General features: G+C 73.5%; 26 protein-coding genes, 1 tRNA gene and 1 pseudogene. 16 read left to right on the top strand and 12 right to left on the bottom strand.

From position 1 onward, the window contains the following. The first annotated feature begins 50 nt into the window (after positions 1 to 50). Genes AB0B83_RS02130 through AB0B83_RS02115 form a run of 4 tightly spaced genes read left to right on the top strand, consistent with a single transcriptional unit; the run spans position 51 to position 3,843 of the window. Positions 51 to 1,268: a hypothetical protein gene (locus tag AB0B83_RS02130; RefSeq protein ID WP_357576587.1), complete on the top strand. Its 1,218-nt coding sequence runs from the start codon at positions 51 to 53 to the stop codon at positions 1,266 to 1,268. A gap of 48 nt (positions 1,269 to 1,316) precedes the next feature. Beyond that, the gene (locus AB0B83_RS02125; RefSeq protein WP_357576586.1) at positions 1,317 to 2,183 is read left to right on the top strand and encodes a PHP domain-containing protein; all 867 of its coding nucleotides are present in this window, start codon (positions 1,317 to 1,319) and stop codon (positions 2,181 to 2,183) included. A 40-nt stretch (positions 2,184 to 2,223) separates the two neighbouring features. Continuing rightward, positions 2,224 to 2,838, top strand: coding sequence for a MarC family protein (locus AB0B83_RS02120; protein ID WP_357576585.1), 615 nt, complete (start codon positions 2,224 to 2,226; stop codon positions 2,836 to 2,838). Positions 2,839 to 2,880: 42 nt separating this feature from the next. Next, a complete protein-coding gene (locus tag AB0B83_RS02115; RefSeq protein ID WP_357576584.1) occupies positions 2,881 to 3,843 on the top strand; it encodes a PD-(D/E)XK nuclease family protein in 963 nt (320 codons plus the stop codon). Between the two features lie 151 nt (positions 3,844 to 3,994). Here AB0B83_RS02115 and AB0B83_RS02110 read toward each other — a convergent pair whose 3' ends face one another. Both AB0B83_RS02110 and AB0B83_RS02105 read right to left on the bottom strand, forming a co-directional pair. Next, positions 3,995 to 4,852, bottom strand: a complete 858-nt coding sequence (locus AB0B83_RS02110; RefSeq protein WP_311410669.1) for an oxygenase MpaB family protein — start codon at positions 4,850 to 4,852, stop codon at positions 3,995 to 3,997. A gap of 54 nt (positions 4,853 to 4,906) precedes the next feature. Continuing rightward, entirely contained in the window at positions 4,907 to 5,335 is a 429-nt protein-coding gene (locus tag AB0B83_RS02105; protein WP_311410670.1) for a Fur family transcriptional regulator, read from the bottom strand. Positions 5,336 to 5,561: 226 nt separating this feature from the next. Here AB0B83_RS02105 and AB0B83_RS02100 point away from each other — a divergent pair, with 226 nt between their 5' ends. Beyond that, complete coding sequence (locus tag AB0B83_RS02100) at positions 5,562 to 6,044, top strand: DUF2231 domain-containing protein (RefSeq protein ID WP_357576583.1); 483 nt, start codon at positions 5,562 to 5,564, stop codon at positions 6,042 to 6,044. 55 nt (positions 6,045 to 6,099) lie between these two features. On the opposite strand, the gene AB0B83_RS02095 is transcribed toward AB0B83_RS02100, so the two are convergent. Next, positions 6,100 to 6,438 (bottom strand): hypothetical protein, encoded by a 339-nt coding sequence (locus AB0B83_RS02095; RefSeq protein ID WP_357576582.1) that lies wholly within the window; start codon positions 6,436 to 6,438, stop codon positions 6,100 to 6,102. Positions 6,439 to 6,542: 104 nt separating this feature from the next. Between AB0B83_RS02095 and AB0B83_RS02090 the strand changes: the two genes are divergently transcribed. Continuing rightward, positions 6,543 to 6,728 carry a hypothetical protein gene (locus AB0B83_RS02090; RefSeq protein ID WP_357576699.1) on the top strand — a complete coding sequence of 62 codons (186 nt, stop codon included), beginning with the start codon at positions 6,543 to 6,545 and terminating at the stop codon, positions 6,726 to 6,728. A gap of 148 nt (positions 6,729 to 6,876) precedes the next feature. Further along, positions 6,877 to 7,122 (top strand): hypothetical protein, encoded by a 246-nt coding sequence (locus tag AB0B83_RS02085; RefSeq protein WP_357576698.1) that lies wholly within the window; start codon positions 6,877 to 6,879, stop codon positions 7,120 to 7,122. Between the two features lie 14 nt (positions 7,123 to 7,136). On the opposite strand, the pseudogene AB0B83_RS02080 reads toward AB0B83_RS02085, so the two are convergent. Together AB0B83_RS02080 and AB0B83_RS02075 are read right to left on the bottom strand one after the other, a co-directional pair. Continuing rightward, positions 7,137 to 7,343 (bottom strand): annotated as a pseudogene (locus AB0B83_RS02080) (FmdB family zinc ribbon protein); the annotation flags it as partial. After that, positions 7,340 to 8,008, bottom strand: coding sequence for a 5-formyltetrahydrofolate cyclo-ligase (locus tag AB0B83_RS02075; protein ID WP_357576581.1), 669 nt, complete (start codon positions 8,006 to 8,008; stop codon positions 7,340 to 7,342). The gene AB0B83_RS02075 and the pseudogene AB0B83_RS02080, both read right to left, overlap by 4 nt. Positions 8,009 to 8,093: 85 nt before the next feature. Between AB0B83_RS02075 and AB0B83_RS02070 the strand changes: the two genes are divergently transcribed. From AB0B83_RS02070 to AB0B83_RS02050, 5 genes are all read left to right on the top strand, one after another. Continuing rightward, positions 8,094 to 10,361, top strand: coding sequence for a diguanylate cyclase (locus AB0B83_RS02070; RefSeq protein ID WP_357576580.1), 2,268 nt, complete (start codon positions 8,094 to 8,096; stop codon positions 10,359 to 10,361). A gap of 9 nt (positions 10,362 to 10,370) precedes the next feature. After that, positions 10,371 to 11,333 (top strand): UTP--glucose-1-phosphate uridylyltransferase, encoded by a 963-nt coding sequence (locus AB0B83_RS02065; protein WP_327030423.1) that lies wholly within the window; start codon positions 10,371 to 10,373, stop codon positions 11,331 to 11,333. Next, on the top strand, positions 11,330 to 12,643 hold the full coding sequence (gene glp / locus AB0B83_RS02060) for a gephyrin-like molybdotransferase Glp (RefSeq protein ID WP_121396714.1): 1,314 nt from the start codon (positions 11,330 to 11,332) through the stop codon (positions 12,641 to 12,643). Before AB0B83_RS02065 ends, glp begins: the two co-directional genes overlap by 4 nt. 160 nt (positions 12,644 to 12,803) lie before the next feature. Further along, complete coding sequence (locus tag AB0B83_RS02055) at positions 12,804 to 13,454, top strand: GNAT family protein (protein WP_357576579.1); 651 nt, start codon at positions 12,804 to 12,806, stop codon at positions 13,452 to 13,454. A gap of 178 nt (positions 13,455 to 13,632) precedes the next feature. Continuing rightward, complete coding sequence (locus AB0B83_RS02050; protein ID WP_357576578.1) at positions 13,633 to 14,424, top strand: hypothetical protein; 792 nt, start codon at positions 13,633 to 13,635, stop codon at positions 14,422 to 14,424. A 66-nt stretch (positions 14,425 to 14,490) separates the two neighbouring features. On the opposite strand, the gene AB0B83_RS02045 is transcribed toward AB0B83_RS02050, so the two are convergent. Continuing rightward, entirely contained in the window at positions 14,491 to 15,234 is a 744-nt protein-coding gene (locus AB0B83_RS02045) for a class I SAM-dependent methyltransferase (protein WP_357576577.1), read from the bottom strand. A 244-nt stretch (positions 15,235 to 15,478) separates the two neighbouring features. Here AB0B83_RS02045 and AB0B83_RS02040 point away from each other — a divergent pair. Beyond that, positions 15,479 to 15,552, top strand: a tRNA-Ala gene (locus tag AB0B83_RS02040). Between the two features lie 70 nt (positions 15,553 to 15,622). Here the strand turns inward: AB0B83_RS02040 and AB0B83_RS02035 are convergent. The 3 genes from AB0B83_RS02035 to AB0B83_RS02025 form a co-directional block, all read right to left on the bottom strand. Further along, positions 15,623 to 16,588, bottom strand: a complete 966-nt coding sequence (locus AB0B83_RS02035) for an aminoglycoside phosphotransferase family protein (RefSeq protein ID WP_357576576.1) — start codon at positions 16,586 to 16,588, stop codon at positions 15,623 to 15,625. A 121-nt stretch (positions 16,589 to 16,709) separates the two neighbouring features. Then, a complete protein-coding gene (locus AB0B83_RS02030) occupies positions 16,710 to 17,489 on the bottom strand; it encodes a methyltransferase domain-containing protein (protein ID WP_357576575.1) in 780 nt (259 codons plus the stop codon). A gap of 66 nt (positions 17,490 to 17,555) precedes the next feature. Further along, complete coding sequence (locus AB0B83_RS02025; protein ID WP_357576574.1) at positions 17,556 to 17,780, bottom strand: hypothetical protein; 225 nt, start codon at positions 17,778 to 17,780, stop codon at positions 17,556 to 17,558. 246 nt (positions 17,781 to 18,026) lie between these two features. Here AB0B83_RS02025 and AB0B83_RS02020 point away from each other — a divergent pair, with 246 nt between their 5' ends. Then, positions 18,027 to 18,827, top strand: a complete 801-nt coding sequence (locus AB0B83_RS02020; RefSeq protein ID WP_357576691.1) for an aminoglycoside phosphotransferase family protein — start codon at positions 18,027 to 18,029, stop codon at positions 18,825 to 18,827. A 144-nt stretch (positions 18,828 to 18,971) separates the two neighbouring features. Here AB0B83_RS02020 and AB0B83_RS02015 read toward each other — a convergent pair whose 3' ends face one another. Continuing rightward, positions 18,972 to 21,449 (bottom strand): M14 family metallopeptidase, encoded by a 2,478-nt coding sequence (locus AB0B83_RS02015; protein ID WP_357576573.1) that lies wholly within the window; start codon positions 21,447 to 21,449, stop codon positions 18,972 to 18,974. A 451-nt stretch (positions 21,450 to 21,900) separates the two neighbouring features. Beyond that, positions 21,901 to 22,932: a saccharopine dehydrogenase NADP-binding domain-containing protein gene (locus AB0B83_RS02010; RefSeq protein WP_357576572.1), complete on the bottom strand. Its 1,032-nt coding sequence runs from the start codon at positions 22,930 to 22,932 to the stop codon at positions 21,901 to 21,903. Between the two features lie 105 nt (positions 22,933 to 23,037). Between AB0B83_RS02010 and AB0B83_RS02005 the strand changes: the two genes are divergently transcribed. Both AB0B83_RS02005 and AB0B83_RS02000 read left to right on the top strand, forming a co-directional pair. Beyond that, positions 23,038 to 23,991 (top strand): helix-turn-helix domain-containing protein, encoded by a 954-nt coding sequence (locus AB0B83_RS02005; protein ID WP_357576571.1) that lies wholly within the window; start codon positions 23,038 to 23,040, stop codon positions 23,989 to 23,991. 125 nt (positions 23,992 to 24,116) lie between these two features. Then, positions 24,117 to 24,581, top strand: a complete 465-nt coding sequence (locus tag AB0B83_RS02000) for a hypothetical protein (protein ID WP_357576570.1) — start codon at positions 24,117 to 24,119, stop codon at positions 24,579 to 24,581. Positions 24,582 to 24,626: 45 nt separating this feature from the next. Here AB0B83_RS02000 and AB0B83_RS01995 read toward each other — a convergent pair whose 3' ends face one another. Further along, positions 24,627 to 25,985: a glycosyltransferase gene (locus AB0B83_RS01995; RefSeq protein WP_357576569.1), complete on the bottom strand. Its 1,359-nt coding sequence runs from the start codon at positions 25,983 to 25,985 to the stop codon at positions 24,627 to 24,629. Positions 25,986 to 26,298 lie beyond the last annotated feature (313 nt).

Here is a 26,298-nt window from a genome sequence, read left to right as displayed (position 1 = left end):
CCGTCGGTCGTGGTGACAACCGGACCGAAGGCCCGACGCGTCCATTCGCCGTGACCGAGGACGAGCTGGCGCAGGCGCTACGGGAGACGTTCGCCCGCCGGGTGTCCGTCGCGCGTCCGCTCGTCGCCGATCCGGCGGGACTGGCGATCCGGCGGGCCGACCGGTCCCGGCGCCGGCGGACGTTGACCGGGATCGCCCTCGCGGCGGTGGCCACCGTGACGGTCAGCGCCGGAATGGCCCAGCTCGGGCAGCAGCCCGGGCGACCCACCCATCCGACCGTGGTGCTCGGTGACCCGTACGCCTCGCCGTTGCCGGACCCGACCCCGCGGCTGTCGGCCGCCCCGCGGACCGACCTGGGGCGGGGCGAGGTGGACCTCATCCTCAACGACGTGCTGGTCACCGCCGGTGGGCAGCGGCTCGCCCTGCCCGACGTCGGCACGGCCGCCGAGCGTGCCCAGCGGCTCCCCGACCGGGCCGGCTGGGCGGTGGTGGGCGCGACGACGGCGGCCGGCCGGTCGCTGTGGATCGTGCTGTCGGACGGCAAGGCACACCTGCTCCTGGCCGGGGCGCGGGACATCGTCCTCAGCCCCGACGGGCGGCAGGTCGCCTGGCGGGAGGGGACGGATCTGGTCGTCGCGGGGATCGTCGGCACCCAGGTCGTGGCCGCCGCCCGCACCCCGGCGTCGCCCGACGCGGTGCCGGTCGCCTTCGCCGGGGACACGGTCCTGGTCCGCCTCGCCCCCGACCGGCCCGGTCACGCCCTGTGGCGCCCGGCGGCGGGTCCGCCGCGCGGCGCGGGAGACGCGGGCCTGCACGTCTACGGCACCCGCCCCGACGGGCTGGCGGTCGCGCTGGTGTCCGCCGGCACCCCCCGCCGGCCCTGTGTCGCACTGCTCGACCCGGCCCGGAACCTCGCACCGGTACGGACCGGATGCGGGCCGACGCTGACCGGCGACGCGGCCGGCGGGGTGTCCGCCGACGGGCGGTGGCTTCTGGTCAACGGGAAGGCGGGCCGGCAGGACCGCGCGCTGCTGGTCGACCTGGACCAGCTCGCCGCCGCACCGGCGACCCGCCCGGCCGGTCCGCCCGTGGCCGGGCCGGTGGCGTGGACGCCGCAGGGGACGGCCCACTATCCGGCCGCCGACGGCGCCCTGGTGCGCGTCGAGGTGAGCCGCGTGCTCGACGGCGAGATGGCCGTGTCCGTGCCCGTGACCGGCCTGGCCGCCGGAGAACGCGCGGTGCCGGTGGGCGGCGACCGCCGTCCCTGACCGCGCCCGCGCGCCCGGGGCGGGCCGCCGGCCGGTAGCGTCGGGCCGATGAGCGCGGCACCGCGGATCGACCTGCACACCCACTCCACCGCCAGCGACGGCACGCTCAGCCCGGCCGAGCTGGTGCGGGCGGCGGCGGAGTCGGGGCTGGACGTCGTGGCGATCACCGACCACGACACCACGGCCGGCTGGGCGCCGGCCCTGGCGGCGCTGCCGGCCGGGCTCAGCCTGGTCCGGGGCGCGGAGCTCTCCTGCCGGTGGTACGGCGAGGAGCCGGCGCTGCCGCTGCACCTGCTGGCGTACCTCTTCGATCCGGACGCCCCGGAACTCGTCGCGGAGCTGGCCCGGGTGCGGGCCGCCCGCGAGGAGCGGGGCGAGCGGATCGTGGCGCTGCTGCGTGCCGACGGGATCGACGTGAGCTGGCCGGAGATCCTGACCGGCGCGGGCGGCGGGACCGTGGGCCGGCCGCACATCGCGCAGGCGCTGATCCGGGCCGGCCTGGTGGCCACCACCACGGAGGCGTTCGGGCCGGACTGGCTGGGCGAGCGCTACCGGCTGCCCAAGGAGGACATCGACGTCTTCCGCGCGGTCCGGCTCGTGCGCGCGGCGGGCGGCGTGCCGGTCTTCGCCCACCCCCGGGCCACCCGGCGGGGGCGGATCGCGCCGGACGAGCTGATCGCCGACCTGGCCGCGATCGGGCTGGCGGGGCTGGAGGTCGACCACGAGGACCACTCCCCGGCCGAGCGGGCGCACGTGCGGGCCCTGGCCGGCGAGCTGGGCCTGCTGGTGACCGGCTCGTCGGACTTCCACGGCACCCACAAGACCGTCCGGCTCGGGGCGTTCACCACCGACCCCGGGGCGTACGAGCGGATCGTCGCCGAGGCGGGCGGAGTGACCGAGGTCGCTTCCGGCTGATCCGCGTTTCCGCCTCCGGCGGCGCGGCTACGTTGATCACGTGGATGCCAAGCTGTTCGGCGAGGTCTTCGTGACCCTGCTGGTGATCGTCGACCCGCCGGGCATGATGCCCATCTTCCTGGCGCTGACCGGCCCCCTGACGGCGCGGGACCGTAACCGCGCCGCCTGGCAGGCCGTCGCCCTGGCGCTGGGCGTGATCGTGATCTTCGCGGTGGCGGGGCAGACGCTCCTCGACTACCTGCACGTGGACCTGCCGGCGTTGCAGGCCGCCGGTGGCCTGCTGCTCATCCTGGTGGCGCTGGAGCTGCTCACCGGCAAGGCCGACGACCCGAGCCAGCAGGTCACCTCGAACATCGCCCTGGTGCCGCTGGGTACGCCGCTGCTGGCCGGCCCCGGTGCCATCGTGGCCACCATGCTCTTCGTCCAGCAGGCCGACGGCGGGGCGGACGTCACGGCCATCGCCGCCGCGATCGTGGCCGTGATGGCCACCGTCTGGGTCGTGCTGCGGTTCTCCGGCGGGATCGTCAAGATCCTGCGACCCGGCGGGATCGAGGTGCTGACCCGGATCGCCGGCCTGCTGCTGGCCGCGATCGCGGTGCAGCTCATCGCGGACGCGGTGGCCGCGTTCGTGACCCAGTACGCCAACATGACCTGACCGGCGGCCGGTTCTGTCGGGGGTGGATGGCAGGATCGCGGTGTGCGACGAGCCTCTTCAGCCGGACGGTCCTCCACCAGCGGCGGCCGGGCGCCCCGGCCGCGCGACGACCAGCCCGAGCAGCTCGGCTTCGAGGGCATGCCGGAGCGGCTCTTCGTCTGCACCCCGAGCAAGCTCGGCGCCTATGCCGACTGCCCCCGCCGCTACCGCTACTCCTACGTCGACCGTCCGGCCCCGCAGAAGGGCCCGCCGTGGGCGCACAACTCCCTCGGCGCGAGCGTGCACAACGCCCTCAAGAACTGGTATGCCCTGAGCCCCGAGCGGCGTCGGCCGGAGGCACTCGCCTCGTTGCTCAAGGGCACCTGGGTGCGTGAGGGCTACCGTGACGACGAGCAGGAGCGGGCCGCCTACCGGCGGGCCCTGGGCTGGCTGGAGTCCTACGTCGAGACCCTGGAGCCCGGTGCCGACCCGCTCGGCGTGGAGCGGGTGGTGGCGGTCAAGACCGCGGTGCTCGCCTTCAACGGCCGGGCCGACCGGATCGACTCCCGCCCCGGGCCCGACGGCCCGGAGCTGGTGATCGTCGACTACAAGACGGGTCGCACCGGGCTGGACGCCGACGACGCGCGCGGCTCGCAGGCGCTGGCGCTCTACGCGTACGCCGCCGAGCGGGTGTTCCGCCGGCCGTGCCGCCGGGTGGAGCTGCACCACCTGCCGACCGGCACGGTGGCCGCGCACGAGCACACCGTGGAGTCGCTGGCCCGGCAGCTCACCCGGGCGGAGGAGACCGCCCGCGACATCATGGCCGCCGAGCGGGCGGTCGCCGACGGCGAGGACCCCGACGAGGCGTTCCCGACCACGCCGGGCCCGCGCTGCGGCTGGTGCGACTACCGGCGCACCTGCCCGGTGGGGGCGCAGGCGCCGGGCAAGGAGCCGTGGGCGGCCGTCGAGCGCGCCGCCGACCCGGTGGTCGCGCCCGCGGCCGACCCGGCGCCCGGCAAGGACTGACCACCCCGCAGGCCCCGGGCCAGGACCGACCGCCCCGCAGGCCTTCGGGCCAGGACTGCCACCCCCGCAGGCACGGTCACCCTGCTGCCGGCGACACGGTGCCGGCCCGGGTCGCACAGGGCGCTTACCGGGCAGCCGGTCCGGCCGTGGGTCAGGCCGGCGTGCCGGCGAGCCGGGCGGCGCGTTCCTTGGCGGCCTGCTGCAACGGCCCCTCCCGCCACCGGCGGGGCAACGTGGCGAGGGTCAGCCGCAGCGCCCGGACGCTCAGGTCGGCGGAGAGCGCGGTCGTGGGCAGGCCCAGCCCGCCGTACATCCGCCGGGCCCAGGCCGGCAGCAGCGCGAGCGCCGTGCCGGCGATGCCGAAGTACGCCCAGCGGGGCGGCCCGAGGTTGAGCCCGATCCGGGCGGGCAGGCTGAGCTTCCACGGGATCGGCGGCGCGGTGAGGAAGAGCGCCGTCTCCGCCGCCTCGCGGGTCATCCGCAGCTCTGGGCGGATCCGCCGGTAGTAGTCGGCCACCTCGGCGGCGGTGCCCGGCACCGTTGCCGGGTCCAGGCCGACCAGGGCGGCGGAGCGCCGCTGCTCGGTGTAGTAGCCGTCGATCTCGTCGGCGGTCAGCGGCAGCCCGGCCCGGCGGGCCGTGTCGAGGAACGATTCGACCTCGGTGACGTGCACCCAGCGCAGCAGCTCGGGATCGTCGACCCGGAACTCCTCCCCGGTGAACAGGTCGGTGGCCCGCAGGCGGGCGTGCCGGCGGCGTACCCGGAGCCCGGCGGCCTCCGCCTCGGCGGTGGTGCCGTAGATGGTGGTGCCCACGTAGGTGGCGGTACGCACCAGGCGGCCCCAGGCGTCGGAGCGGTAGTTGCTGTTCTGGGCGACCCCGGCCATGGCCCGGGGATGCAACGACTGAAGGTAGAGCGAACGCAGGCCGGCGACGATCAGGATCGGCTCCTCGTGCACCTTCCACGTGACCGAACCCGGACCGAAGAGGCCGAGGTCATCGGAGTCCACCGACCAAGGGTGCCACGCGGTGCCGCCGCGCGCCGCGTGGAGAGCGGTCGGCCGTCAGTCGTCGGCGGAGCGGCGGGCCTGGCAGGTGGGGCAGAGGCCCCAGAACGTCACTTCCGCCTCGTCGACCTCGAACCCGTGGGCGATGTCCGGGTCGAGGCAGGGCGCGCTGCCGACCGCGCAGTCGATGTCGGCGATCTCGCCGCAGCCCCGGCAGACGACGTGGTGGTGGTTGTCGCCGGCACGGGCCTCGTAGCGGGCGGGGCTGCCGGCCGGCTCGATGCGGCGGGACAGCCCGGCGCGCGACAGCGCGCCCAGCACGTCGTAGACCGCCTGGGTGGAGACCGAGTCGATGCGCTGGCGCACCTGGCGGGTGATCTCGTCGACCTCGAGGTGGCCGCCGGCGGCCAGCACGTCGAGCACGGCGAGACGCGGCCGGGTGACCCGCAGGCCCCTCGACCGGAGCAGTTCCTCGCCACCGGGCATGTGCCAATGACAGCACGCGGGTCGGGGACCGACAACCGGCCTCCGGCGCAGGGTGGCGCCGGCCACAACCCGGGTCGCCCCGAGCCGGCCGCCACGTCGGCGGGCTCCTCGCCGGGAACGGTGAACCGGACCGGCTCCGGGCGCGTGTTCCCGGTCGAGATCGACTGGGCGGGTCGACCGGCGCACCGTACGCTGGCCCCGCGACCGCGTACCGCCGGAGGTGTGGATGTTCAAGGAGATCCTGGGTCTGCCGGCCCACGTGCTGGTGGTGCACGCGGTCGTCGTGCTCGTGCCGCTGCTGGCCCTGCTCTCCGCCGCGTACGTGGCGTTGCCCCGGTTCCGGGCGCGGCTGGACTGGGCGGTGGCGATCCTCGCCGTGGTGGCGCCCGTGTCGGCCTTCGTCGCGGTCGAGTCGGGGGAGGAGTTGACCGACGCGTTCCTCGCCCGGGGCATGCAGGGCCCGATCGTGGAGCAGATCTTCGCCCACTCCCGCTACGGCGACATCCTGTTCCGCTGGGTGCTGCCGCTGGCCGTGGCGTCGCTGCTGCTGCTGTTAGTGACGAGCGGGCACCGGCGGGTGCCGAAGCTGCCGTCCTGGGTGACCCCGGTGCTCTCGGTCGTGGTGGTGGCGCTCGGCGTCGTCAGCCTCGTCTACGTCTACCTGACCGGGCACTCCGGGGCCGAGACCGTCTGGGGCAACACCCTCTGACGTCCCGCCGGCCGCGTCGGGCCGCCGGGCGGCGCGGGCCGCGACCGGGCCGAGGTCAGAACACGAGCCGGGTGCAGAGCACGCAGACGAGGACCACCAGCACCACGGCGGCCACCGTGCCCACGCCGTACGTGAGTCGTTGCGCCCGCTGCTCCGCCGCGTCGAGTTCCGCCATGTCCTGCGCCGGCAGTCGCCGGGGCGGTGGCGGTCGCAGGTGCACCGGTGGGCGCCACCCGGCCGGTGGCGGGGTGGTCGCGGGCGGGCCCGCGTAGCCGCTCCCACGCGCCGGGGGCGGCGTGGCCGGCCCCGGCGGCGTGCCCGTGGGCCGCTCGGGCGAGCCGTCGGGCCGTCGCCAGTAGTCGTCCGGGGCGCCGCCGGAGGTGGGGGTCGTCACGCCGTCCGACGCTACCAACGCCCCGGCCCGGTGGCCGGCCGGACGCGGCGGCCCGGCGTTCGTCGGCGCTCCCGCCGGTGGTGGCTGCGCTAGTCTTGCCGCTCGTGAGCATCACCGACGATCCGGGCATGCCGGCGGTACGCGGCGACGACGACCGCGCCGTCGACCTCAGCGACGACTTCGTGGTGCTGCCCGAGCAGACCGCCGACGACACCGACCGGGGCTGGGGCGAGCGCTCGGGCGGCAACGACGACTGGCTGCTCGCGGAGCGCCCCCCGCACTGGGACTGAGCGGGTCACCGCCGGGCTGTGGACGACCGCGCCGGGCTGTGGACAACCCCCGTCGGGCTGTGGACAACCTCCGCCGGGCTGTGGACGAGCGCAGCCGGCCCGGGAACCGGGCCCCCGGTTCGAGGGCCGGCTCCCGGGCCGGTGCGGCGTGGGTCAGGAGGAGCTGGCGCTGCTGGCGGCCGGGGCCTTGCCCCCGCCGCCGGTGGAGCCGCCCGAGCCCGACGACGGGGACGAGCCCGACGACGAGGACGAGGAACCGGCGGACGAGCCCGACGACGAGGACCCGCCGGACGAGCCGGAGTCACCGCCGGAGGACGAGTCGGACTTCGCCGGCTTGGCGGCGGCGCCGCTCTTCGCGCTGTCCGAGCCGGACGAGCGCGAGTCCGTGCGGTAGAAGCCCGATCCCTTGAACACGATGCCGACGGAGTTGAAGACCTTCCGCAGCCGCCCCTCACACGCCGGGCACTCGGTCAGCGGTGCGTCGGAGAAGGACTGCACCGCCTCGAGCTGGTGACCGCACGCGGTGCAGGCGTACTGGTACGTGGGCACGTTCTCCTCCGGATCTGGCCACGGCCGGTTGGCACTCGACGTATTCGAGTGCCAATGGTGCGTCATCGCCCCCGGATTCGTCCAGCGGAAGTGTGGGGCGCGACACCCGCCACGCCCCCCGGGGCGGCGTCCAGCGTACGCAGGCCGTCGGCGGGCGTGACGACCGCGCGTACCGGGCGGTCGTGCGGCTCGGCGGGAAGCGCCTCCACCAGCTCGCCGTCGTGCAGCGGGACCACGGTCAGGGCGGTCGCCGGCACCCGGGCCAGCGCCCGGTCGTACGAGCCGCCGCCCCGGCCCAGCCGCAGCCCCCGGCGGTCCACCGCCAGCGCGGGCAGCACCACCAGTTGCGCGTCGGCGACTGCGGCCCGGCCCAGCCGCGGCCCGGCCGGCTCGCGCATCCCCCGCCCGGCGGCCACCAGCCCGGCCGGCCCGCTCCAGGCCGCCCAGTCCAGGTCGAGGTCGTCGCGGAGCACCGGCAGCAGCAGCTCCCCGCCCGGCGGCAGCGCCGCGTGCAGCACCGCCGGCAGGTCGGGCCCGCCCGGCTCGGAGCCGACCGGCACGTACGCCGTCATCCGCAGCGGACGCAGCCGGCGTACGAGAGCCACCAGCTCGGCCTGCACGCGCCCGGCGGCGTCGGCCCGGTGCGGCGCGGTCAGCGCCCGGCGGCGGGCGAGCACGGCGGCGCGCACATCCCGCTTCGCCTCTTGCGCTCCATCAGAAAAATCGGGCACGCAACACTCCTGACGCAACGTTTGTCGCCTGGTGGCTCTGTGTCAGCATCGCAAGCAACGGCGGCGTAACTTCCGGGGGGACCGAGTGACGCTACGCGGGCGGTTGACCACAGCCTTCCTGGCGGTGGCGCTCGGCCCGGTGGTGCTCGGGGTGATGTTCGTCGGGGCGACCGTGGCGGCGGTCGACTCGAGCCGCTCCACCGAGCGGCTCGCGGTGGCCGCCGCGACCGTGCGCACCTCCGTCGACGCCCTCTGCCAGCAGTTGCGGGCCGCCGCCGACGCGGTCGCCCTGGCCGGCGACCGGCCGGCCGCCGCGAGCCAGGTGGTCCGCCGTGGCCTGGCCGCCGCCGTGCGGGTCGCCGACGTCACCGGCCGGGTCACCTACGCCAGCCCCGGCGGCCCCGCGGGGCCCTGGCGGGACTGCGCCGAACCGCCGTCCGCCGGGCCGGTGCGGGCGCTCGCGGCCCGGGCCGACCTGCGCGACCGGGCCGGCGGGCCGCTCGGCACGGTCACCGCCGCGCAGCCGGTCGACCCGGCCTTCGTGGCGCGCCTCGCGGCCGTGACGGGGGTGGCGGTCACCCTGATCGACGACGGCGCGGCACCCGTCCGGCTCGCCCACAGCACCGAGTCGACCGGCGTACGCGACGCCGTGCTCGCCGCCGCCGACACGCTGCACGGCGAGCGCGTCACCGAGACCCCCGACGGCCGGTACGTCCGCCTGGTCGGCCCGTCCTCCGGGCAGCCCCTGCCGCTGGTGCTCTCGGTCCCCAGCGAACGACCACGCGGCCTGTACGTCGCGCTGGGCTCGGCGGTGCTGGTGGCGACCCTGCTGGCCGTGGTGGCCGCCTGGCGGCTGGCCCGGGTCACGACCCGCCCGCTGGTCGAGCTGGCGGGCGCGGTGGACCGGGTGGCGCGCGGCGACCTGACCGCCCGGGTGCCCGTGCGCAGCCGGGACGAGATCGGCCGGCTGGCCGGCGCGTTCAACCGGATGACCCGTGAGACGGCCACCTACGTGGCGGCGCTGACCAGCAGCCGCGACCAGCTGCGCGGGCACCTCGCGGTGCTGGGGGACACCCTGGCCAGCACCCACGACCTGCAACGCATCCTGCGGGTGATCCTGCACAGCGCGATCGCGGCGACCGGCGCCCGGGCCGGGGCGGTGCTGCTCGTCGACGACGGCGGGGTGCTCGTCGCGCAGTGCACCGAGGGGCTGGACGGGCCCGACCCGGCGGACGAACCCTCGGGGCCGTTGCGGGTGCCGCTGGGCAGCGGTGTGGTGGGCGCCGTCGCGGCGACCGGGGAGCCGCGCCGGGGGCGGGTGGAGCCCTCCGTCGCGCCGCCGGGGGAGCCGCACTGCCGGACGTACATCGCGGTGCCGTTCGCGGCCCCCGGCACGACGGGCCCGCCCGACGGCACCGCCCGCGACGGACCCGCGCCGCGCCCCGGGGCGGAGCCGGCCGCCCCCGCCGGGGCGCTCGGTGTGCTGGCCCTCTACGACCGGCTCGGCGCGGACGAGTTCGACGACGACGACCTCGTCACCCTGCGCACCTTCGCCGGCCACGCCGCCGTGGCGGTCGACAACGTCCGGGTGCACGAGGAGGCGCAGCGGCTCTCGCTGACCGACCCGCTCACCGGGCTGTGGAACTACCGCTACCTGAAGGAGTCGATCCGCCGGGAGGTCGAGCGGGCGAGCCGGTTCGGCCGGATGCTCAGCGTCCTCGCCCTCGACCTGGACCGGTTCAAGGACGTCAACGACACGTACGGGCACGCGGCCGGGGACGCCGTGCTGGCCGAGTTCGCCCGCCGGGTGCGCGGCGAGATCCGCGAGGTCGACCTCGCCTTCCGGCAGGGCGGCGAGGAGTTCGTGCTGCTGCTGCCGGAGACCGACGCCCGGGGCGCGGCGATCGTCGCGGAGCGGCTCGGCGCGGCGGTCCGGGACGCCCCGATCGCCGCCGACGGGCACGGCGGGGCGGCCGTGGCCATCGGCGTCACCGTCTCCGTCGGCATCGCCGTGCACCCCGACCACGGCAGCACCGGCCAGCAGGTGCTGGACGCCGCCGACGACGCCCTCTACGCCGCCAAGGCGGCCGGCCGGGACACCTGGCGCATCGCCGAGGAGCGGGCCGGACCGCCGGCGCGGGAGATCCCCGTCCCGGCCACGGCGGCCACCCCCGAGGACGGTCTGCCGCGCGCCGGCGCTCCCCGCCAGCCGGTGCGGGCCCACCCCGAACCGGCCGATCCGGCCGACGCTGCCCCGGGGAGCGCTCCGGGCGCGCCCGACCCGGTGCGGCCGGGTCCCTGCGGCGGCGCGTCTTCCGGTCCTCACCCTCCACGACAGAGCCGTGGCCGATAGTCTCGCGACATGTCGGAGCACTCAGCGAACCCCTCATCGGCGACCGCCGCAACCGGTCGCTCCCGCGCGGTCAAGGCCGTCATCCCGGCCGCCGGTCTGGCCACCCGGTTCCTGCCGGCCACGAAGGCGGTGCCCAAGGAGCTGCTCCCGGTGGTCGACCGGCCGGTGCTGCAGTACATCGTCGAGGAGGCCACCCAGGCCGGCATCGGCGACGTCCTGCTGATCACCGGGCGGGGCAAGACGTCGATGGTGGACCACTTCGACCGCCGCCCCGACCTGGAGGCGCGGCTGGAGGCGAAGGGCGACGCCGAGCGGCTGGCCGCCGTGCGCGGCCCCAGCGAGCTGGCCGAGATCTACACCTGCCGGCAGCCCGAGCAGCTCGGCCTGGGCCACGCTGTCGGCTACGCCGAGTCGCACGTCGGCGACCAGCCCTTCGCGGTGCTGCTGGGCGACGAGTTCGTCAAGCCGGCCGAGCCGCTGCTGCCGGCCATGCTGGAGCTCCAGGCGCGCACCGGCGGCGTGGTGCTGGCCTTCTTCGAGGTCGACCCGGCCGAGACGAAGCGCTACGGCATCGCCTCGGTGGAGCCGGCCGAGGCGGAGCTGACCGACATCGGCGAGGTCGTCCGGGTCACCGGCATGGTGGAGAAGCCCAAGCCGGAGGACGCGCCCAGCAACCTCGCGGTGCTGGGCCGCTACGTGCTGCCGAGCAGCATCTTCGACGCCATCCGGCGGACGGAGCCGGGCAGCGGCGGGGAGATCCAGCTGACCGACGCCATGGAGCTGCTGCGCAGCGAGGGCACCCCGGTGCACGCGATCGTCTACCGGGGCACCCGCTACGACACCGGCATGCCGCTGGGCTACCTCCAGACCGTGGTGCAGATCGCCGCCGAGCGCGACGACCTCGGCGCCGAGTTCCGCAAGTGGCTGGCCGAGTTCGTCAACTCCGACGCGTCGGGCGTGACTGGTACATGACAGCGTCGGCCGACGCCGAGGCGGCCGCGAACGAGTTGACGCCGCTCGCCGACTACCTGGGCAGCGTGCTGCGCAGGTTACGCGCGCTGCCTCCGCTCGACCTCGACCTCACCCAGGCGCACGGCAACGTCCTCGCCGAGGACGTCGTCGCGCCGCACTCCTTCCCGGCCTTCGACCAGTCGGCCGTGGACGGGTACGCGGCCCGCTGGGAGGACATCTCCGGAGGCGGTCGGGGCGTGGGCTACGTCCCGACCCAGTCCGGCGGGCCGGGCGGGCGCAACGTCCGGCTCAACGTCGTCGGCGACCTCGGCGCGGCGAGTTGGCGGCCGGTCCGGCTCACCCCGGGCGCCTGCTTCTCCGTCGCCGCCGGGGCGCCGCTGCCGCTCGCCGCGGACGTGGTCGTTCCGGTCGAGTGGACCGACCAGGGCATGGCCGCCGTGGAGATCTTCCGCGTGCCCAAACGGGGGTACGGGGTGCGCCGGGCCGGCGAGGAACTGCCCGCCGGCACCCTGCTGGCCCGGGCCGGCACCTACGTGTCGCCGGCGCTGGTGGCGGTCTTCGCCGCCACCGGCATCGGGCACGTCGTGGTCCGGCCCAGCCCCCGCGTGGTGATCGTGGCCACCGGCGACGAGCTTGTCGACGTGGGCCGGGGCAGCCAGCCCGGCCAGACGGTCGACGCCAACTCGCACGCGCTGACCGCCGCCGCGGCCGAGGTGGGCGCCCTGGCGTACCGGGTGGGCATCTGCGACGACGATCCGGAAGGGCTGCGCGGGCTGCTGGAGGACCAGACGCTGCGCGCCGACCTGATCATCACCACGGGTGGGACCGGCACCGGGCCGGGCGACATGGTGCGGCGGATCCTCTCCCGGCGGGAGGGCAGCCGGGCCGGCCCGGTCACCTTCACCGAGGTCGCGCTCTACCCCGGCACCTCGCTCGGTTTCGGCACGGTCGGCGCCGAGGAGGTGCCGGTGGTCTGCCTGCCCGGCGACACGGGCTCCGCCCTGATCGGCTTCGAGGTGCTGGCCCGCCCGGCGATCAACCTGCTGGCCGGGGCGGAACCGGTGTTCCGGCCCAGCGTCCGCGCACACCTGCTGGAGACGATCTCGTCCCCGGTGGGGCTGCGCGAGTTCCGCCCCGCGCACGTCGCCGAGCGGCGCGGCGGCGGCTACACGGTGCAGCCGCTCAACGGTGGCCCGTACACCCTCTCGGGGCTGGCCGAGGCGAACGGGCTGATGGTGCTCGGCGAGCGGGTGACCACCGCGGCGGCCGGGTCCACGGTGGACGTCCTCCTGCTGGACCGGCGCCGGTGAGCGCGAGGAGTGAGCTTGCGAGCCCCGCAGTCGCGAACGGAAGGTCGGCCGGTGAGCGCGAGGAGTGAGCTTGCGAGCCCCGCAGTCGCGAACGGAAGGTCGGCCCGGTGAGCGCCGTCCGGGCTTCGGTTTCGTCGGTCGTGAGCGGAAGGTCTGTTCCGTGAGTCTGTTCGGGGTCGGGCGGGCGCCGGGGTGGCCGGCGGTGCTGGCCGACGGGCCGGTGCTGCTGCGGCCCTACCGGCGTTCGGACGCCGCCGCCTGGTCCGAGGTGCGCCGCGCCAATCGGGAGTGGCTCGCGCCGTGGGAGTCGTCCGTGCCGGGGAGCTGGCACGAGCTGAACTCGCCGGCCGCGTTCCGCTGGGTGTACCGCGACCAGCGCCGGTCGGCGCGCACCGGCGAGGGGATGCCGTTCGCCGTCTGCCTGCGCGAGGGCGGCCGGGACCGGCTGGTCGGCCACCTCAACGTGGGCAGCATCGTGCGGCGGGCGTTCTGCTCGGCGTACGTGGGCTACTGGGTGGACTCCCGGGTGGCCGGTCGCGGCGTCATCCCCACCGCGCTGGCACTCGCGGTCGACCACGCGTTCGGCGTGGGTGGGCTGCACCGGGTCGAGGTGAACATCCGCCCCGAGAACCGGCCGTCCCGGCGGGTGGTGGAGAAGCTGGGTTTCCGCGAGGAGTCGTACCACGTGCGCTACATGCACATCGACGGTGCGTGGCGGGACCATATCGGCTACGCGATGACCAGCGAGGAGGTCGCCGCCGAGGGTGGGCTGCTGGCCCGCTGGCACCGGCTCCGCGCCACCACGGGGTGAGCCGTCCCACGCACGGGATCGGCGCGGCGTGTCAGCATCCGCGTCCACGGCCCGTAACCTCAAGTAACTGCAAGCTGTGGCAAGCGCTGCTCCACCCGTACGATCCGCGCACCCGACCACCATCGGTGGAAGATCCTGCGGCCGGGCGGCGGTTGCTCCGAATTCGGTGACGGGAGGGGTGAGGGTGCCGACCTCGGTGCTCCTCGCCGTCCTCGCCGCCGCCGGTCTGCTCGCCCTCGCCCCGGCGCTGGTTCGCCGGTACGACGCCACCGAGCGGCTGGTGGCGGAGCGGGCGCAGTCGACGGCGCGGGTGCTCCAGCGCCGCCGGCGGCGCCGCACTGTGCCGGGGCACCGTCCGGTGCACCCGCCCCGCAGCCTCGTCATCACCCTCAGTGAGGACGCGAATGCGGGCGGGCTCTCCGCGCCGGTCTCCGCGCCCCCCGCGACGCGCCGGTCGAAGCGGCTGCGCGCCGTGCCGCCGGCCCCCCGCAAGGGCCGCCGCCGGCCGCCGCCCCGCCGACAGCACACCCCCGCCGTCTACCGGCGCCGCCGGGTGCTCGCCGCGCTGCTGCTGCTGAACTTCGTCGAGCTCATCGGCGTGATCGTGGTCAGCCCCGGCTTCTGGATCAGTTTCGGGGTCACCGCCGCGCTGCTGGTCGCGTACGTCGTACACCTGCGGCGGCTGGCGCTGGCGGATCGCCGGCGGCGGCGGGCGCAGGCCCGCGAGGCGGCGTGGCTGGCCGCCCGGCAGGCCGAGGTGCGGCGGGAGCAGGCCCGCCGGGCGGCGGCCCGCCGCGAGGCGCAGCGTCGCCTGGCGGCCCAGCGCGAGGTGGTACGCCGTGCCGCGATGGGCCTGGACCGCCCGGCGGACCTGCCGGCGGCGGCCAACGGCGGCTCGGTTTCCTACCGCCGCTCGGGTGGCCTGCGCGGTCGCCCCTACCAGTCCGGCCGCGGCTCCCACTCGGCCTGACCGGCCAGGTCTCTTTCTCGCCTGATGCGCCGGTCGTGGCCGGCGGTCGGTCCGGCCCGCCGCGCGTCAGCTCGTGGCCGGCAGGCGGTAGACGGACACGTGCGACCGCGAGTCGGCGGTGAACTCGGCGCCGGACCAGTCCGCGTGCCGGCTCTCCAGCTCGAACCCGGCCAGCTGACCCATGAGGTCCAGCTCCGCCGGCCAGATGTAGCGGTGCGGCGACCGGAACAGCCGGGCGTGCGTGCTCTCGTCGAACCGGAAGTGGTGCGACACGACCTGCTGGCGCAGCACGTCGTAGGTGTCGAGGCCGATGTACCCCGGCTCGGACGACCAGACGGTCGCCTCCAGGCCCGGTGGGAGCTTGCGCAGCTCCGGCACCCACAACTCGATCACGAACCGGCCGCCCGGGGCGAGGTGGCGGGCGGCGTTGCGGAAGCAGGCCACCTGCTCGGACTGGGTGAGCAGGTTCGAGATCGTGTTGTAGACGAGGTAGACCAGCGAGAACTCGCCCGGTGCGGTGGCGGTCGCCATGTCACCGATCACCACCGGAACGGTCGCCTCGTCCACCTTCGTCCGCAGCCGCTCCACCATCGGGCGGGACAGCTCGATGCCGCTGACCGGCACCCCGCGCGCGGCGAGCGGGACGGCCACCCGGCCGGTGCCGACGGCGAATTCGAGCGCCGCCCCGCCGCCGGCCAGCTCGGCCAGCCGGTCCACGGTCGGCCCCAGCACCTCGGGGGCGAACATGCCGGTGCCCGGGGTGTCGTAGCGGCGGGCGGTGTCGTCGTCCCAGACGTCTTCCTGTCGCATGCGCCCCACGCTTCCCACCACCGCCCGCGATGTCCACCGACTTTCGCGCCGATCGGCCCCCTCCGCCGCCTGCGTGGGGTCCTGCTTCGAGATCTTGGTGGCTGGCGGCCCTCGGAGGGGCCGTTTCGTGCCAAGATCTCGGCGCGCGGGGGGTGGATTCGCGGCGGGGGCGGTGAACCTGTTAGCCTTGGCGCCGGCCCGCCCGGTGAAAGCCGGGTGGGACCGATGCCGGTCCGCCGGCGGAGGGGTTGTGGCGCAGTCCGGTAGCGCACCTCGTTCGCATCGAGGGGGTCAGGGGTTCGAATCCCCTCAACTCCACCCAGCTCAAGGCCGTTTCCGCCCGTCGGAAACGGCCTTTTTCGATCTTGTACGGCAGCGGAGCGCAGCATCAGGGCGCGTAGCCGGGGTCGGCGACGGTCTCGGCGATACGGGTGAGCCAGTGCAGGTCGTTGGCGCGAGATTCCGGGCTGGCCTCGGGGCTGAGGATGCTACGTAGAAATTCGGCGACGTCGTCGAGGTGCCGCTCGCTGCGGTAGTAGCTCAGCAGGGTCTGGTCCGGTTCCAGCGGCCCGTAGCCGCGGCGGAAGAGTTCGGCGCGGTGTGCGTCGATCGGGTGGTCGCCGAAGTCCTGGCTGTAGACGAACATCAGGTCCCGCTCGCGCGGCGCGAGGATCGGCGCGTCCCAGTCCACGACGTGCAGTGGACCGTCGTCGTCAGCGATCAGGTTGCCGGGGTGGATGTCGGCGTGGCAGATGACGTGTCGAGCGTGCGTCACGCGGGAAGCCAGCTCGTCGACCGTCTCCGCCAACCGGTGCAGCGCGGCGCCGTACCGGGCCCAGAACGCGCCGAGGGCCTCGCTCGTCGCAGCCTGCCCGCCGAGGGTTCGCAGCCGCTCGCCAGCGTCCGACCGGTAGGTCTCGACCGGCAGGACGGCGGCGAGGTCTGCGCTCGGCGTGACGGCGTGCAGGCGCCCCAGGAACTCGCCGTACTCGCTCCACTGGCGGTCGGTGAGGCCGCGCCGCCACCGGCTGCCGCCGTCGTGGAACGGGTAGAGCAGCAGCTGGTACTCCCCGAACCGGTGACAGGCTCCGCCGTCCGGCAGGTCGATGGGTGCCACGACCTGCCGGACGCCCTGCGTCCTGAGGAACCCGGGCAGCAGGACGGCCGCCCGGGTGAACGTGCCGCGGCGCAGCTTGAGGAAGTATCGCTCGCCGTCGGACGCGTCCACCCGGTACGCCCATGCGTGCCCGTCGAGCCCGACCGGCATGAACATGAGGTCGACGATGGTGACGGCCCAGGCGGCGGCCACCTCAGCCGCCAGGAGCCGTTCGTCGACGCCAGGCTTGTCGATCATCGCCGGAGCGTCGCAGTTGGCAGTCCGGCCGGCAAGTGACTTGCCACCTGCGGGCGCCCGGGCCCCTGGCTGCCCCGCGAGTCGGGGCAGCCAGGCCACGGCGCCTGTCAGCCGCCCGCCGTCACGGCTTCACCGCCCGGGTGGCGAAGTAGCCGGGCAGCCATCCGGCGGTGGCGTCGGAGTGGTGCGGCGCCTCCTCGAAGCCGACGATGACGAAGCCGGCGGCGAGCTGACCGCCGATCTGCGCGGTCATCGTGTGGCTGTACTCCAGCGGTGCGTCCGCGCCCCACAGGCGTTCGCGTTCCGCCGCCGGGACGTGGGTCAGGTCGCTGTACGGCAGCCGGTGGCGCACCACCAGTTCGCCGCGCTGGTCCAGCGCCTCGTTGTCGAAGAGGAAGACGTCCGGGTTGAGGAAGCCGGACAGCAGCGTCCCGCCCGGTCGCAGCACCCGGAAGCACTCTCGCCACACCGGCGCGAGCTCGGGCACGAACAGGTTCGACACGGGGTGGAAGACCAGGTCGAACGAGGAGTCCGGGAACGCCGACAGGTCGCGCATGTCACCGAGGACGGTACGCAGCTCCAGGCCGTCCCGCCGGGCGACCGACTCGTCCTGTTCGAGCTGACGGGGCGAGTTGTCGAAGACGGTGACCCGGGCCCCCGCAGCGGCCAGCGTCGGACCCTGCTGCCCGCCGCCCGAGGCCAGACACAGGATGTCCGTGCCCGCGAGGTCGGCGGGGAACCAGGAGCGGTCGACGGGCTGGTAGCCGATCAGGACGACCGACCAGTCGCCGGCACGCGCCCTGGCGGTCGTCTCGCTCGATACGGGGCGTGACCACTCGTTGCCCTGCTCGACCTGCCGGTCCCAGGCGGTGCGGTTGTGTGCTACCGGGTCAAGAGGCATTGCCTCACGTTACAGAGCTGGACTGACCAGGCTGGGCGCGCTATGCCGCGCCACCGGTGTTCAGGATCAACTGCCGGAGAACCTTGAGGGTGCGGCGTAGTCCGCGTCGTCGATGCCCTTGTGGATGCGGGCCCGGATTGCCGGCGCGTGCTGTTTGAGGCTGACTCGGGCGTCTTCTCCGGCCGCGGTGATCCACAGTCTTTCTTCGTCGTCGCGGGTCAGCCACCCGCGCTCCAGCAGAGCCTTCGCCTCGACGTCCAGATCGTCTTCGGCCCTGAGATACGAGCTCATCGCCCGTCGGAGATCAGGAAGTGTCATCCCGCCGCCGTCGGGCAGGAGGTCGTTCCTGGAGAGGTTCCGCAGTAGCCAGAGAGCCTGGCGTGAGCGTGGACGACACCCCGGCACGCGCCCGGAAGCGCCGATGACAGAGTGGTACTCGTGGGCAGTGCGACCGAGCGCGAGATTCGCTGGGTTGAGTCGGCTTGGCAGCGTCGGATCACCAGGGTGCGGCGTCTCACGGGTGGTTGCACGTCCACCATGCTTGGCCTGACCGGACACGACGGCGAACAGGCTGTACTCCGACTGATGACGAAGGAGCCGTGGCGCCGACACGCTGCCGGGCTGCTTTCCAGGGAGGCGGCTGTCCAGCACCAACTGCAACGGTCATCGATCCCAGCGCCTCGAAGTGTCGCCCTCGATCTGTCCGGGGACTCCGCCGGGGCACCGGCACACCTCATGTCCTGGCTGCCCGGGCGTCTGTGCCTGACCTCTGCCGCGGACGGCATCCTGGAGGCGATGGCGCAGGTCCTCGTCAGCATCCACCAATTCGCGCCCGGCCGGGACAGGCCACGGCAGTACCAGTCCTGGGCGGCGCCGGACAAACGAGTCGTGCCGCCGTGGGCGCAGCGGCGACAGCTCTGGCATCAGGCGTTCGAGTTGCTGGACCAACCCGTACCGGCCTATGCCGGTACGTTCCTGCACCGAGATTTTCATCTGGGGAATCTGCTGTGGTCGCAGGGGCGCGTCAGCGGCGTCGTGGACTGGGTCGAGACATCGTGGGGACCGGCGACCCTGGACGTGGCACATGCCGCGACCTACCTGGCGATGTTGCACGGCGTTGAGGCTGGAGCCAGATTCACGGACGTGTACCGTCGCCGGGCTGATGACCGTCACGACGAGGACGAGTGCCGGTACTGGAACGTCATGGACATTGTCGGCTACCTGCCGGACCCGGTGAAAGTCGTCCAGCCATGGCGCGACTCTGGACTAGGCATCAGTGACGACCTCGCTCGCAGCCGACTCGAGCAGCGGCTTGAGCACGTTCTGCGAGCTCACTGACGACCTGACTGGCTCCCGCTCGGTGCCGCAACCGCCCACCCACCTTGGCTGCGACGCTGACACGCCCGGACTCACCATGGAAATGATCATTGCCTCGTCGGTGCGGCCTCCCGCACCGACGAGGCAACGCCTTGACGCCGCTACCTACTTGACGATCGTGACCGTCGCCGAGCGGTAGTTCCTGCCGTTCTTCTCCGGGTCGTAGCCCTTCTCGACGTTGCCGGAGGCGTCGACCGAGAACCAGCGGAACGTGGTGGTCCCGGTGACGCGGAAGACCTGCCCCGGCTCACGGAACTCGGTGGCCTGGTAGCGCGGCGATTCGAGGGTGGGCCGGCTGCCGTCCGTCGTGTAGTAGATGGTGGCCGGCTCGCTCGTCTCGAAGCGCACGTCGACGGACCCGGTGTACCTGCCGCCGCCAGGGACGAGCTCGGACGTCGGCTTCTTCTTGTCCTTGCCCCACTCCGCCGCGATCCGGAACATCTCCATGATCCCGTTGGCGTACTCCATCGTCTCGGAGTGGCCGCTGACAAGCGCCGGATTGCCCTCCCACGCCGGCTGGAACGAGCCGCCCTGCCAGTTGCCGGTGGCCGGGTTGTAGATCGAGCCGCCGACCTCCCAGCCGAAGGAGTAGATCCCGTAGGTGTGGTACATGTCCTCACGGACGTTGCCGGCGGAGGAGTACAGGACGTCCGACGAGCCGCCGACGTTCTCCGGCGTGACGACGGTCTCCCGGTACGCCTTGACCTGCGACAAGATCCTGCCGGCCGACTGCCAGTAGAACGCCTCGTCGCCCAGCGGCGGCCGCGGCGTGGTGACCCGGCCGTCCGCGATGTAGGCGCCGGGCTGCCAGAACAGCTGACCGCCGTTGGAGTGCACCGACATCATGAACTTGATGTTCTTGTACTTCTCGACCAGCCAGACGATGTTCTTCGACTCGGGCTCGGACAGCTTCTCCGGCCCCTGGTAGGTGCCGCTGGTGCAGACCGTCGACCCACCGGCGTAGCCGTCGTGGCCCGAGCCGACCCGGTAGTTCCGGTTCAGGTCGACGCCCCACGAGTTGCGGCGGTCCGGGTCGGCGTTCGCGTCCTCGCAGTGGTTCGTCAGGTTCTTACGCTGCGAGGCGTAGTTGTAGAAGCTGTAGTTCGCGCCGTCGGGGTTGTTCGACAGGACGAGGAAGATGTCCGTCTCCTGGACGATCTTCTTCGTCTCCTGGTCGGTCCTGTAGTTGTGCACCAGACGCTCGGCCGTCTCCAGCGTCGTCGTCGCCGGCACCCACTCGCGGGCGTGGTCCTGGGCCTGGATCAGGACACCGGGGTTGCGGCCGTCGCGGTGCTTGCCGATCCGCAGGACCGGGATGGTGGCCTCGCCGCGGGGCACCTCGCCCTCCGGCGCGCCGACGCGCTTCTGGTCGAGGAAGTCGCTCAGCGCGACCGGGGCGGACGTCGGCACGACGAGCCCGGTGCCGGCGTTGCTGCGGTACGGGTGAGCCCGGTCGATCAGGCCCTGGGACTGGGTCTCCAGTGCCGCCGCCACCTGCGCGGCGGTGCTGGCGAGCGCGCCGTTGGCGTCCTTCGCGAGGAGGACGCGGACCGCCTTGCCCGACACGTCGACGCCGAGCGGGAGGCTCGCCCCCGGCCGCTCCACGAATTCGACGGTGACGTCGTTGCCGCCCTCGTGGCCCCACGCCGCCGAACTGACGACGACCGCCGCCTGCCCGGTACCGCCGATCGTGGCCTGCGCCTTGCGCTGGTAGCCGTTCGTCTTGTGCGGCAGGTAGACGATCTCGGCGATGTCCGGGTACTGCCGGGCGATCTCCTCGGCGCGGCTGAAGAGCTGCTGCGGATGCTTGTAGCCGTCGATGAAGTCCGACTTGTAGCCCGGGTTGTCCGTCAGCGGCGGCGGAGCGCCCTCGAGCCAGTTGGAGACCTTGCCGGTGGTGACGCCGCCGGTCGAGCTGGTGACCTTGATCTGGTCAGGACGCGCGTCGAGCTTGAACAGGTTCCGGTGGAACATGTACTGCCCGGAGTCGACGAAGCGGCTCATCGTCCGGGCGGAGCCGAACGGCGTACCGACGCCCGAGTCGTTCTCGAGCTGCATCAGGACGATGGGGTTGGTCTGTCCACCTTCGGTGGTCCGTGCCTCGACGTAGAGGAAGCCCTGGCCCTTCGTGGTGAACCAGTCGGCGCGGACGACGCGTACCGTCGCGTCGTTCGCCTCGGTCACCTGCGCCGGCTGGGCGGCCCGTGCCCCGGCGGCCCGGAAGCCGCCGTCGGCCACGTCGCTCCAGGTGAAGCGCTCGTTTTCGCCGAGGATCTTGACGCCCATCGCCTTGAGCTCGGCGACCTGCCCGGCGTCCACGTGCGCCTCGCCCTCGATGCCGTCCGGCACGCGCGTGAGGCCGTGCTCGACGTCGTAGCCGGCGGCTACCACCTTGTCGAGCATGTCGGAGCCGGTCAGCTTGATGCGTACGTGGTTCGACGCGTGATCCGCGTGGTGGGCTCCTTCGGAGCCCGGGGCGGTGGGCTTCGTGGGGTCCGCGCCCGCAGGCGCGGTCGCGACGAAAGTGGTTGCCACCAGGGCGGACATCGCGAAGAACACGATGCGTGGCTGTCTACCTCGCATGCTCCCCTCCTTCTGTCTGTGGCCGTCAGTGATGTCGCGGCCGGCCCGAGCGCGGGTCGGACCGCATCGGTCCATCCAAAAATGGTCATGCTGCGCCCGCCCACGACGAGCCCGGCTTCGACGGATCGCGTCGGAGGACCGTGCCGGGTGCGAGCGGGCCGGGTGCGTCGGATGCAGTGCGTCGTGTGTCCGCCCACGGCGATCCAGGCCTCGGCGGATCGCGTCGAGGACCGTGCGGAGCATGGGCGGAACTGAGGCGGCGGAGGCGTCTTTCACGTCGACGACGTGGCTTGACCTGGATCTTTGCATCGCCTGAGCCGTTTGATCAACCCTCTGATGCGACGGGCAGAGGGAACCTTGAGGATTCGGTGTGCCGGCCAGCGCCGCAGGTGGCGAACGTGACCGGCGACCACCACGACGGTGGCGCCATCGAGGGCGACCGGACGAAGGCCTACGGGCGCAGGTCGACCGAGACGTGCCCGGACAGGGCACGGAGGAAGTCGGGCGCGTCGAAGATCGCGCCGGCGGAGGCGACGCCTACGGTCCTGGTCCGTCCGGTGAGGACACGGTCGACGGCCTCCACGGCGAGAGGCGCACTGACGGCGTAGATGTCCTGGCCGCTCGCCACGGCACGCCGTCGCACGCTGCCGGAGCGCACGACGGCGTCGACGACGAAGGTCTGCGCGGACCGTCCGCTGTCGTCGACCGCGGTCGGTGCCGGTGTCGCCGGGGCCGCCAGTTCACCGGCCGCCTCGACCGTCATGTAGGTGCAGACCTCGGGGATGGCCAGGTGGCTGGGGACGGTGACGATGTCGGCCATGCTGAACTCGCCGATCACGGCCCGGGTTCCCATCGGCTCGGGGAAGGGCCACCGCGCGGCTGGCGGGGCGTCGTCGCGGTACTCCAGTCGTCCCCGGCTGAAGCGGACGCGCCGGCCGTCCCTGCGCTGCCTGGAGACCGTGCCGGCGGCGCGGGTCCCGGGCGTGGGATGCCAACCGCTCAACCCGTACGCGATGTGGGCCTCGTCGGCCGTCGTCCAGTCGCCCATCGCCGCGGTGACCAGCAGGTCGCCGAGGCCGCCGAAGAAGGCCATCGCGGGGACCACCACGATTCCCGCGGCACGGGCGCGATCGGCGAAGTGCGTGAAGGTGTCGAGATTGGCCTCGATCTCGGCCGCCACGTCCACGTACGGGATCCCGGCGCGCAGCGCCGCCTCGATCACTCCAGCGGCGGTCACGGCGAAGGGCCCGGCGCAGTTGACCACCGCGGCCGCGCCGGCCAGCGCGCGGTCGAGCGAGGCCGGGTCGTCGACCGGGGCCGGCCGGATGTCGAGACCCGGACAGGACGCCGCGAGCGCCCGCAGCTTGTCCGCGTCACGTCCACAGAGCAGCGGTACGAACCCGCGAGCACGCAACTCCGCCACCACGAAGCGTCCGGTGTGCCCGTACGCGCCGAAGACCGCCACCGTTCGACCCGATCCCATCAGCTCTCCCAGTATTCGTGCCTGATTGATCAACTCCGCTCATCCTGGTGGCGGTGGGTCGGCGGCGCGAGTGTCTGGAACGACACCTCCCGTACAGTTTCGGACATGGCTACCGTCGCGCTGGCCGTCACCGACGGGATGCTGCACTTCGAGCTGTCCCTGGCGTACGAGGTCTTCGGCGCCGACCTGACCGGCGTGGTCGACCCCTGGTACGGCGTCACCGTCTGCGGATCGGGCGCGGTGCGGGTCGGCCGGTTCCGGCTGGAGCCCGACTGCGGGCTCGACCAGCTCGTGCACGCCGACACGGTGATCGTTCCCGGGTGGGTCGACGTCGACGTGGACCCACCCGCCGACCTCGTCGACGCGGTGCGCGCGGCCCACGAGGCGGGCGCGCGGGTGGCCTCCCTGTGCACGGGCGCGTTCGTGCTCGCCGCCGCCGGCCTGCTGGACGGCCGACGGGCGACCACGCACTGGGCGCACACCGATGCCCTGGCGGCTCGCCATCCCCGGGTGCAGGTCGATCCGGACGTGCTCTACGTGGACAACGGCAGCGTGCTCACCTCCGCCGGCAAGGCCGCCGCGATGGACCTGTGCCTGCATCTGGTCCGCCTCGACCACGGCTCGGCGGTCGCCAACACGCTCGCCCGCCGCCTGGTCGTACCCCCGCACCGGGCCGGTGGCCAGGCCCAGTACGTCACCGCCCCGGTGCCCGACCAGGACGACCATCCGCTCGCCGAGCTGTTCTCCTGGGCGATCGAACGGCTCGACCACGCGTTGACCGTGGAGGACCTGGCCCGCCGGGCGAACATGAGCTCGCGCAACCTGGGCCGCCACTTCCGGTCGGTGGCCGGCACCACCCCGCTGCAATGGCTGCTGACCCAGCGGATCCGGCACGCCCAGGAGCTGCTGGAGACCACCGGCGACAGCATCGACGCCATCGCGGCGGCCACCGGCATGGGCACCGCCGCGACGCTGCGCCGGCACTTCAACCGCACCGTCGGCGTGCCCCCGGACACCTACCGCCGCACCTTCCGCAGCACCCGGTCCGGCGCGCGATGACGAGACCGGATCCGTCTGACCGATCCGGTACGGCGGCGGGCAGAGCGTGTGTTGCGCGGCTTTGCGGCGTACGGCGGCGAGCAGGGTCGAACGTAAGTCGCAGGTGGATCGTATGGTCCATCGCCATGAGCTACGACCTGATCTTCGTCCCTCGCACCGACGACCAGTCCTGGGATGACGCGTTGGACGCCGCAGAGGAAGCCGACAGCGACGAGCTTCCAAGCGGGGGCGCCTGGGCCCGACTCTTGGCGGCCGCGCGGCAGGTGCTCGGTGAGGTCTCCGTGTTCGAGGGTGCCCACAACTACGAGTTGACCCACGAGGAGACGGGCATCCAGGTCAACTACTACGCACAGGGGGCAGAGATCACGGTTCCCTACTGGCACCGAGGCGAAGCCGCCCGAGTCGTTGTCGAGGCCATCCACCAACTCGGCGAAGTCGTTCAGATGGTCACTGGCCTACCCGGCTACGACCCCCAGCTGGAGTTGCCGTTGTCGGAAGCTGTCGCGCAGCCGGAGCTTGCGGTCAGGGTCCTTGGCGGAGTCGCGGCGTCCCTCGAACAGCGAGGGACACCAACTCCAGCAGCTGGCTGAGTGGCCAACGGCTCCCACAAGTGGCGCCAATGTCCCTTGCCGACGTCACACGCGTGCCGGGCTCCTCCGCGCGGTGGCAGGCAGGGGCCGCAGGGTGAGCACCTCGCCGAGCCCGTCGACGTGGGTCAGCCTGGTGGCGAACGCGGCGCTCAGGGTGCGGCGCAGGTAGTCCAGCACCGCCGGCCCCGGGGTGAGCGGCGCCGATCCGGTGTCGCCCGTGCCGACCAGGTGCACCTCGCGGGCGAGCCGTCCGGAGGTGTTGACGAACCGGCAGAGGTCGTCCCACCGCAGGTACCGCCAGAAGTCGACGCTGACCACCGCGTCGAGGCTGGCCGGTGCGATGGGCGGGTCCACGCCGACCAGGTGGTAGTTCGTCGGGCCCGGCGGGGCGGCGTAGTCGAAGGTCAGCGCCCCGGTCGGCAGGTCGACCTGATCGCTGCCGGTGCCCACCCACAGCACGCGGGGGCCGGGCAGGCGGTCGGCGAGCCTGTCGAACGCCGGCCCGATCCGGCACGTCGAGCGTCGCGCGCAGTCGGTGGCCGCGGAGCGGTAGTACACGATGCGCTCCAGCGAGTCGTACACGTCCAGCAGTCCGTAGAACTCCCATTCGATGACGTGGTACTGCCCGGTCAGGAGGCTCCGGTTGGCCGCGAAGTCGGACCAGTTGCGGTCGGTGTTGCGGTGGTGCGGGAGGTGGAAGGCGCGGGCCTCGTCGTCGAAGGCGAAGTTCAGTTCGGTCACGCCGAGGTGCCGGTGCACCCGGTAGAACAGCTCGATGTCCTCCAGGCCCCAGCGCAGCCCGGAGCGTTCGTCGAACCCGCCGGCCCGGTCGAAGAGGTCACGGGCGAGCGAGATGTTGTGGGTGTAGGCGAGCGCCCAGCCCGCCCGGAGCCACTCCGGCCCCGGGGGCTGACCGTGCGGGAAGCGCAGGTCGCCGGCGCGGTCCGCGCGGCGGCGGGGGACGTCGGTCATCTCCCCGCCGTCGAGGGCGGCCTCGACGTGCTCCAGGCTCAGCTCGTCGCGCCGGCCCATCAGCACGGCGGGCCGGCCGGCGACCGCGTGGTGGGCCAGGTGGCGCTCCAGCAACTGCGGGGAGGCGTACGAGTCGGCGTCGAGGAACAACAGCAGCGGCGCCCGGGTGTGCCGGACGGCCTCGTTGCGGGCTGCGGAGCGTCCCCGCCGTCTGGGGAACTCCAGCAGGCGGAGGTCGAGACCGGTGGCGGCCTCGACGGCGTCGGCGTAACCGGCGGGGGAGCCGCCGTCGCGGATGATCACCACCTCGAAGCGCTCGGGGCTCACCGTCTGTCGCGTCAAAGCCCGCAGCGTCAGCGCCAGGCACTGCGCGTCCTGATAGGTGGGTATGACCACGCTCAGCTCGACCGCGTCGTTCGTCCGTGCCGTCATTCGACTTCCCCGTCGTGGTGGTGGTGCGTGATTTCCATTGACGCGCCTCGCGCGGGAGCGCGGCCCGGTCGGGTTACGCGTAGTGGTTCACGCTCCGGCCAGGACCGTCGTCGTCGACGGTGCCGGTGGGAGCTAAACAGCGCGCCAAATGAGGATCAATCGATTCGTCGATGTCTGGGGTGGGATCAGTGGATCGACAGGGGTCCCGACGACACCGGGTGACGAACGCGAGGCGCGGCGTCGAGGAAACCGCGCGACCCGGCCGGTAGCCGGATCCGCAGCCGCCACCGTCCGGGACCGGCGCGCGTGCGGC

This window comes from Micromonospora sp. NPDC049060 (assembly GCF_040649055.1).
Classification (GTDB): Bacteria; Actinomycetota; Actinomycetes; order Mycobacteriales; family Micromonosporaceae; genus Micromonospora; species Micromonospora reichwaldensis.
The sequence above is the reverse complement of the archived record's forward strand: the minus strand, read 5'-3'. Positions and strand labels throughout refer to the sequence as shown.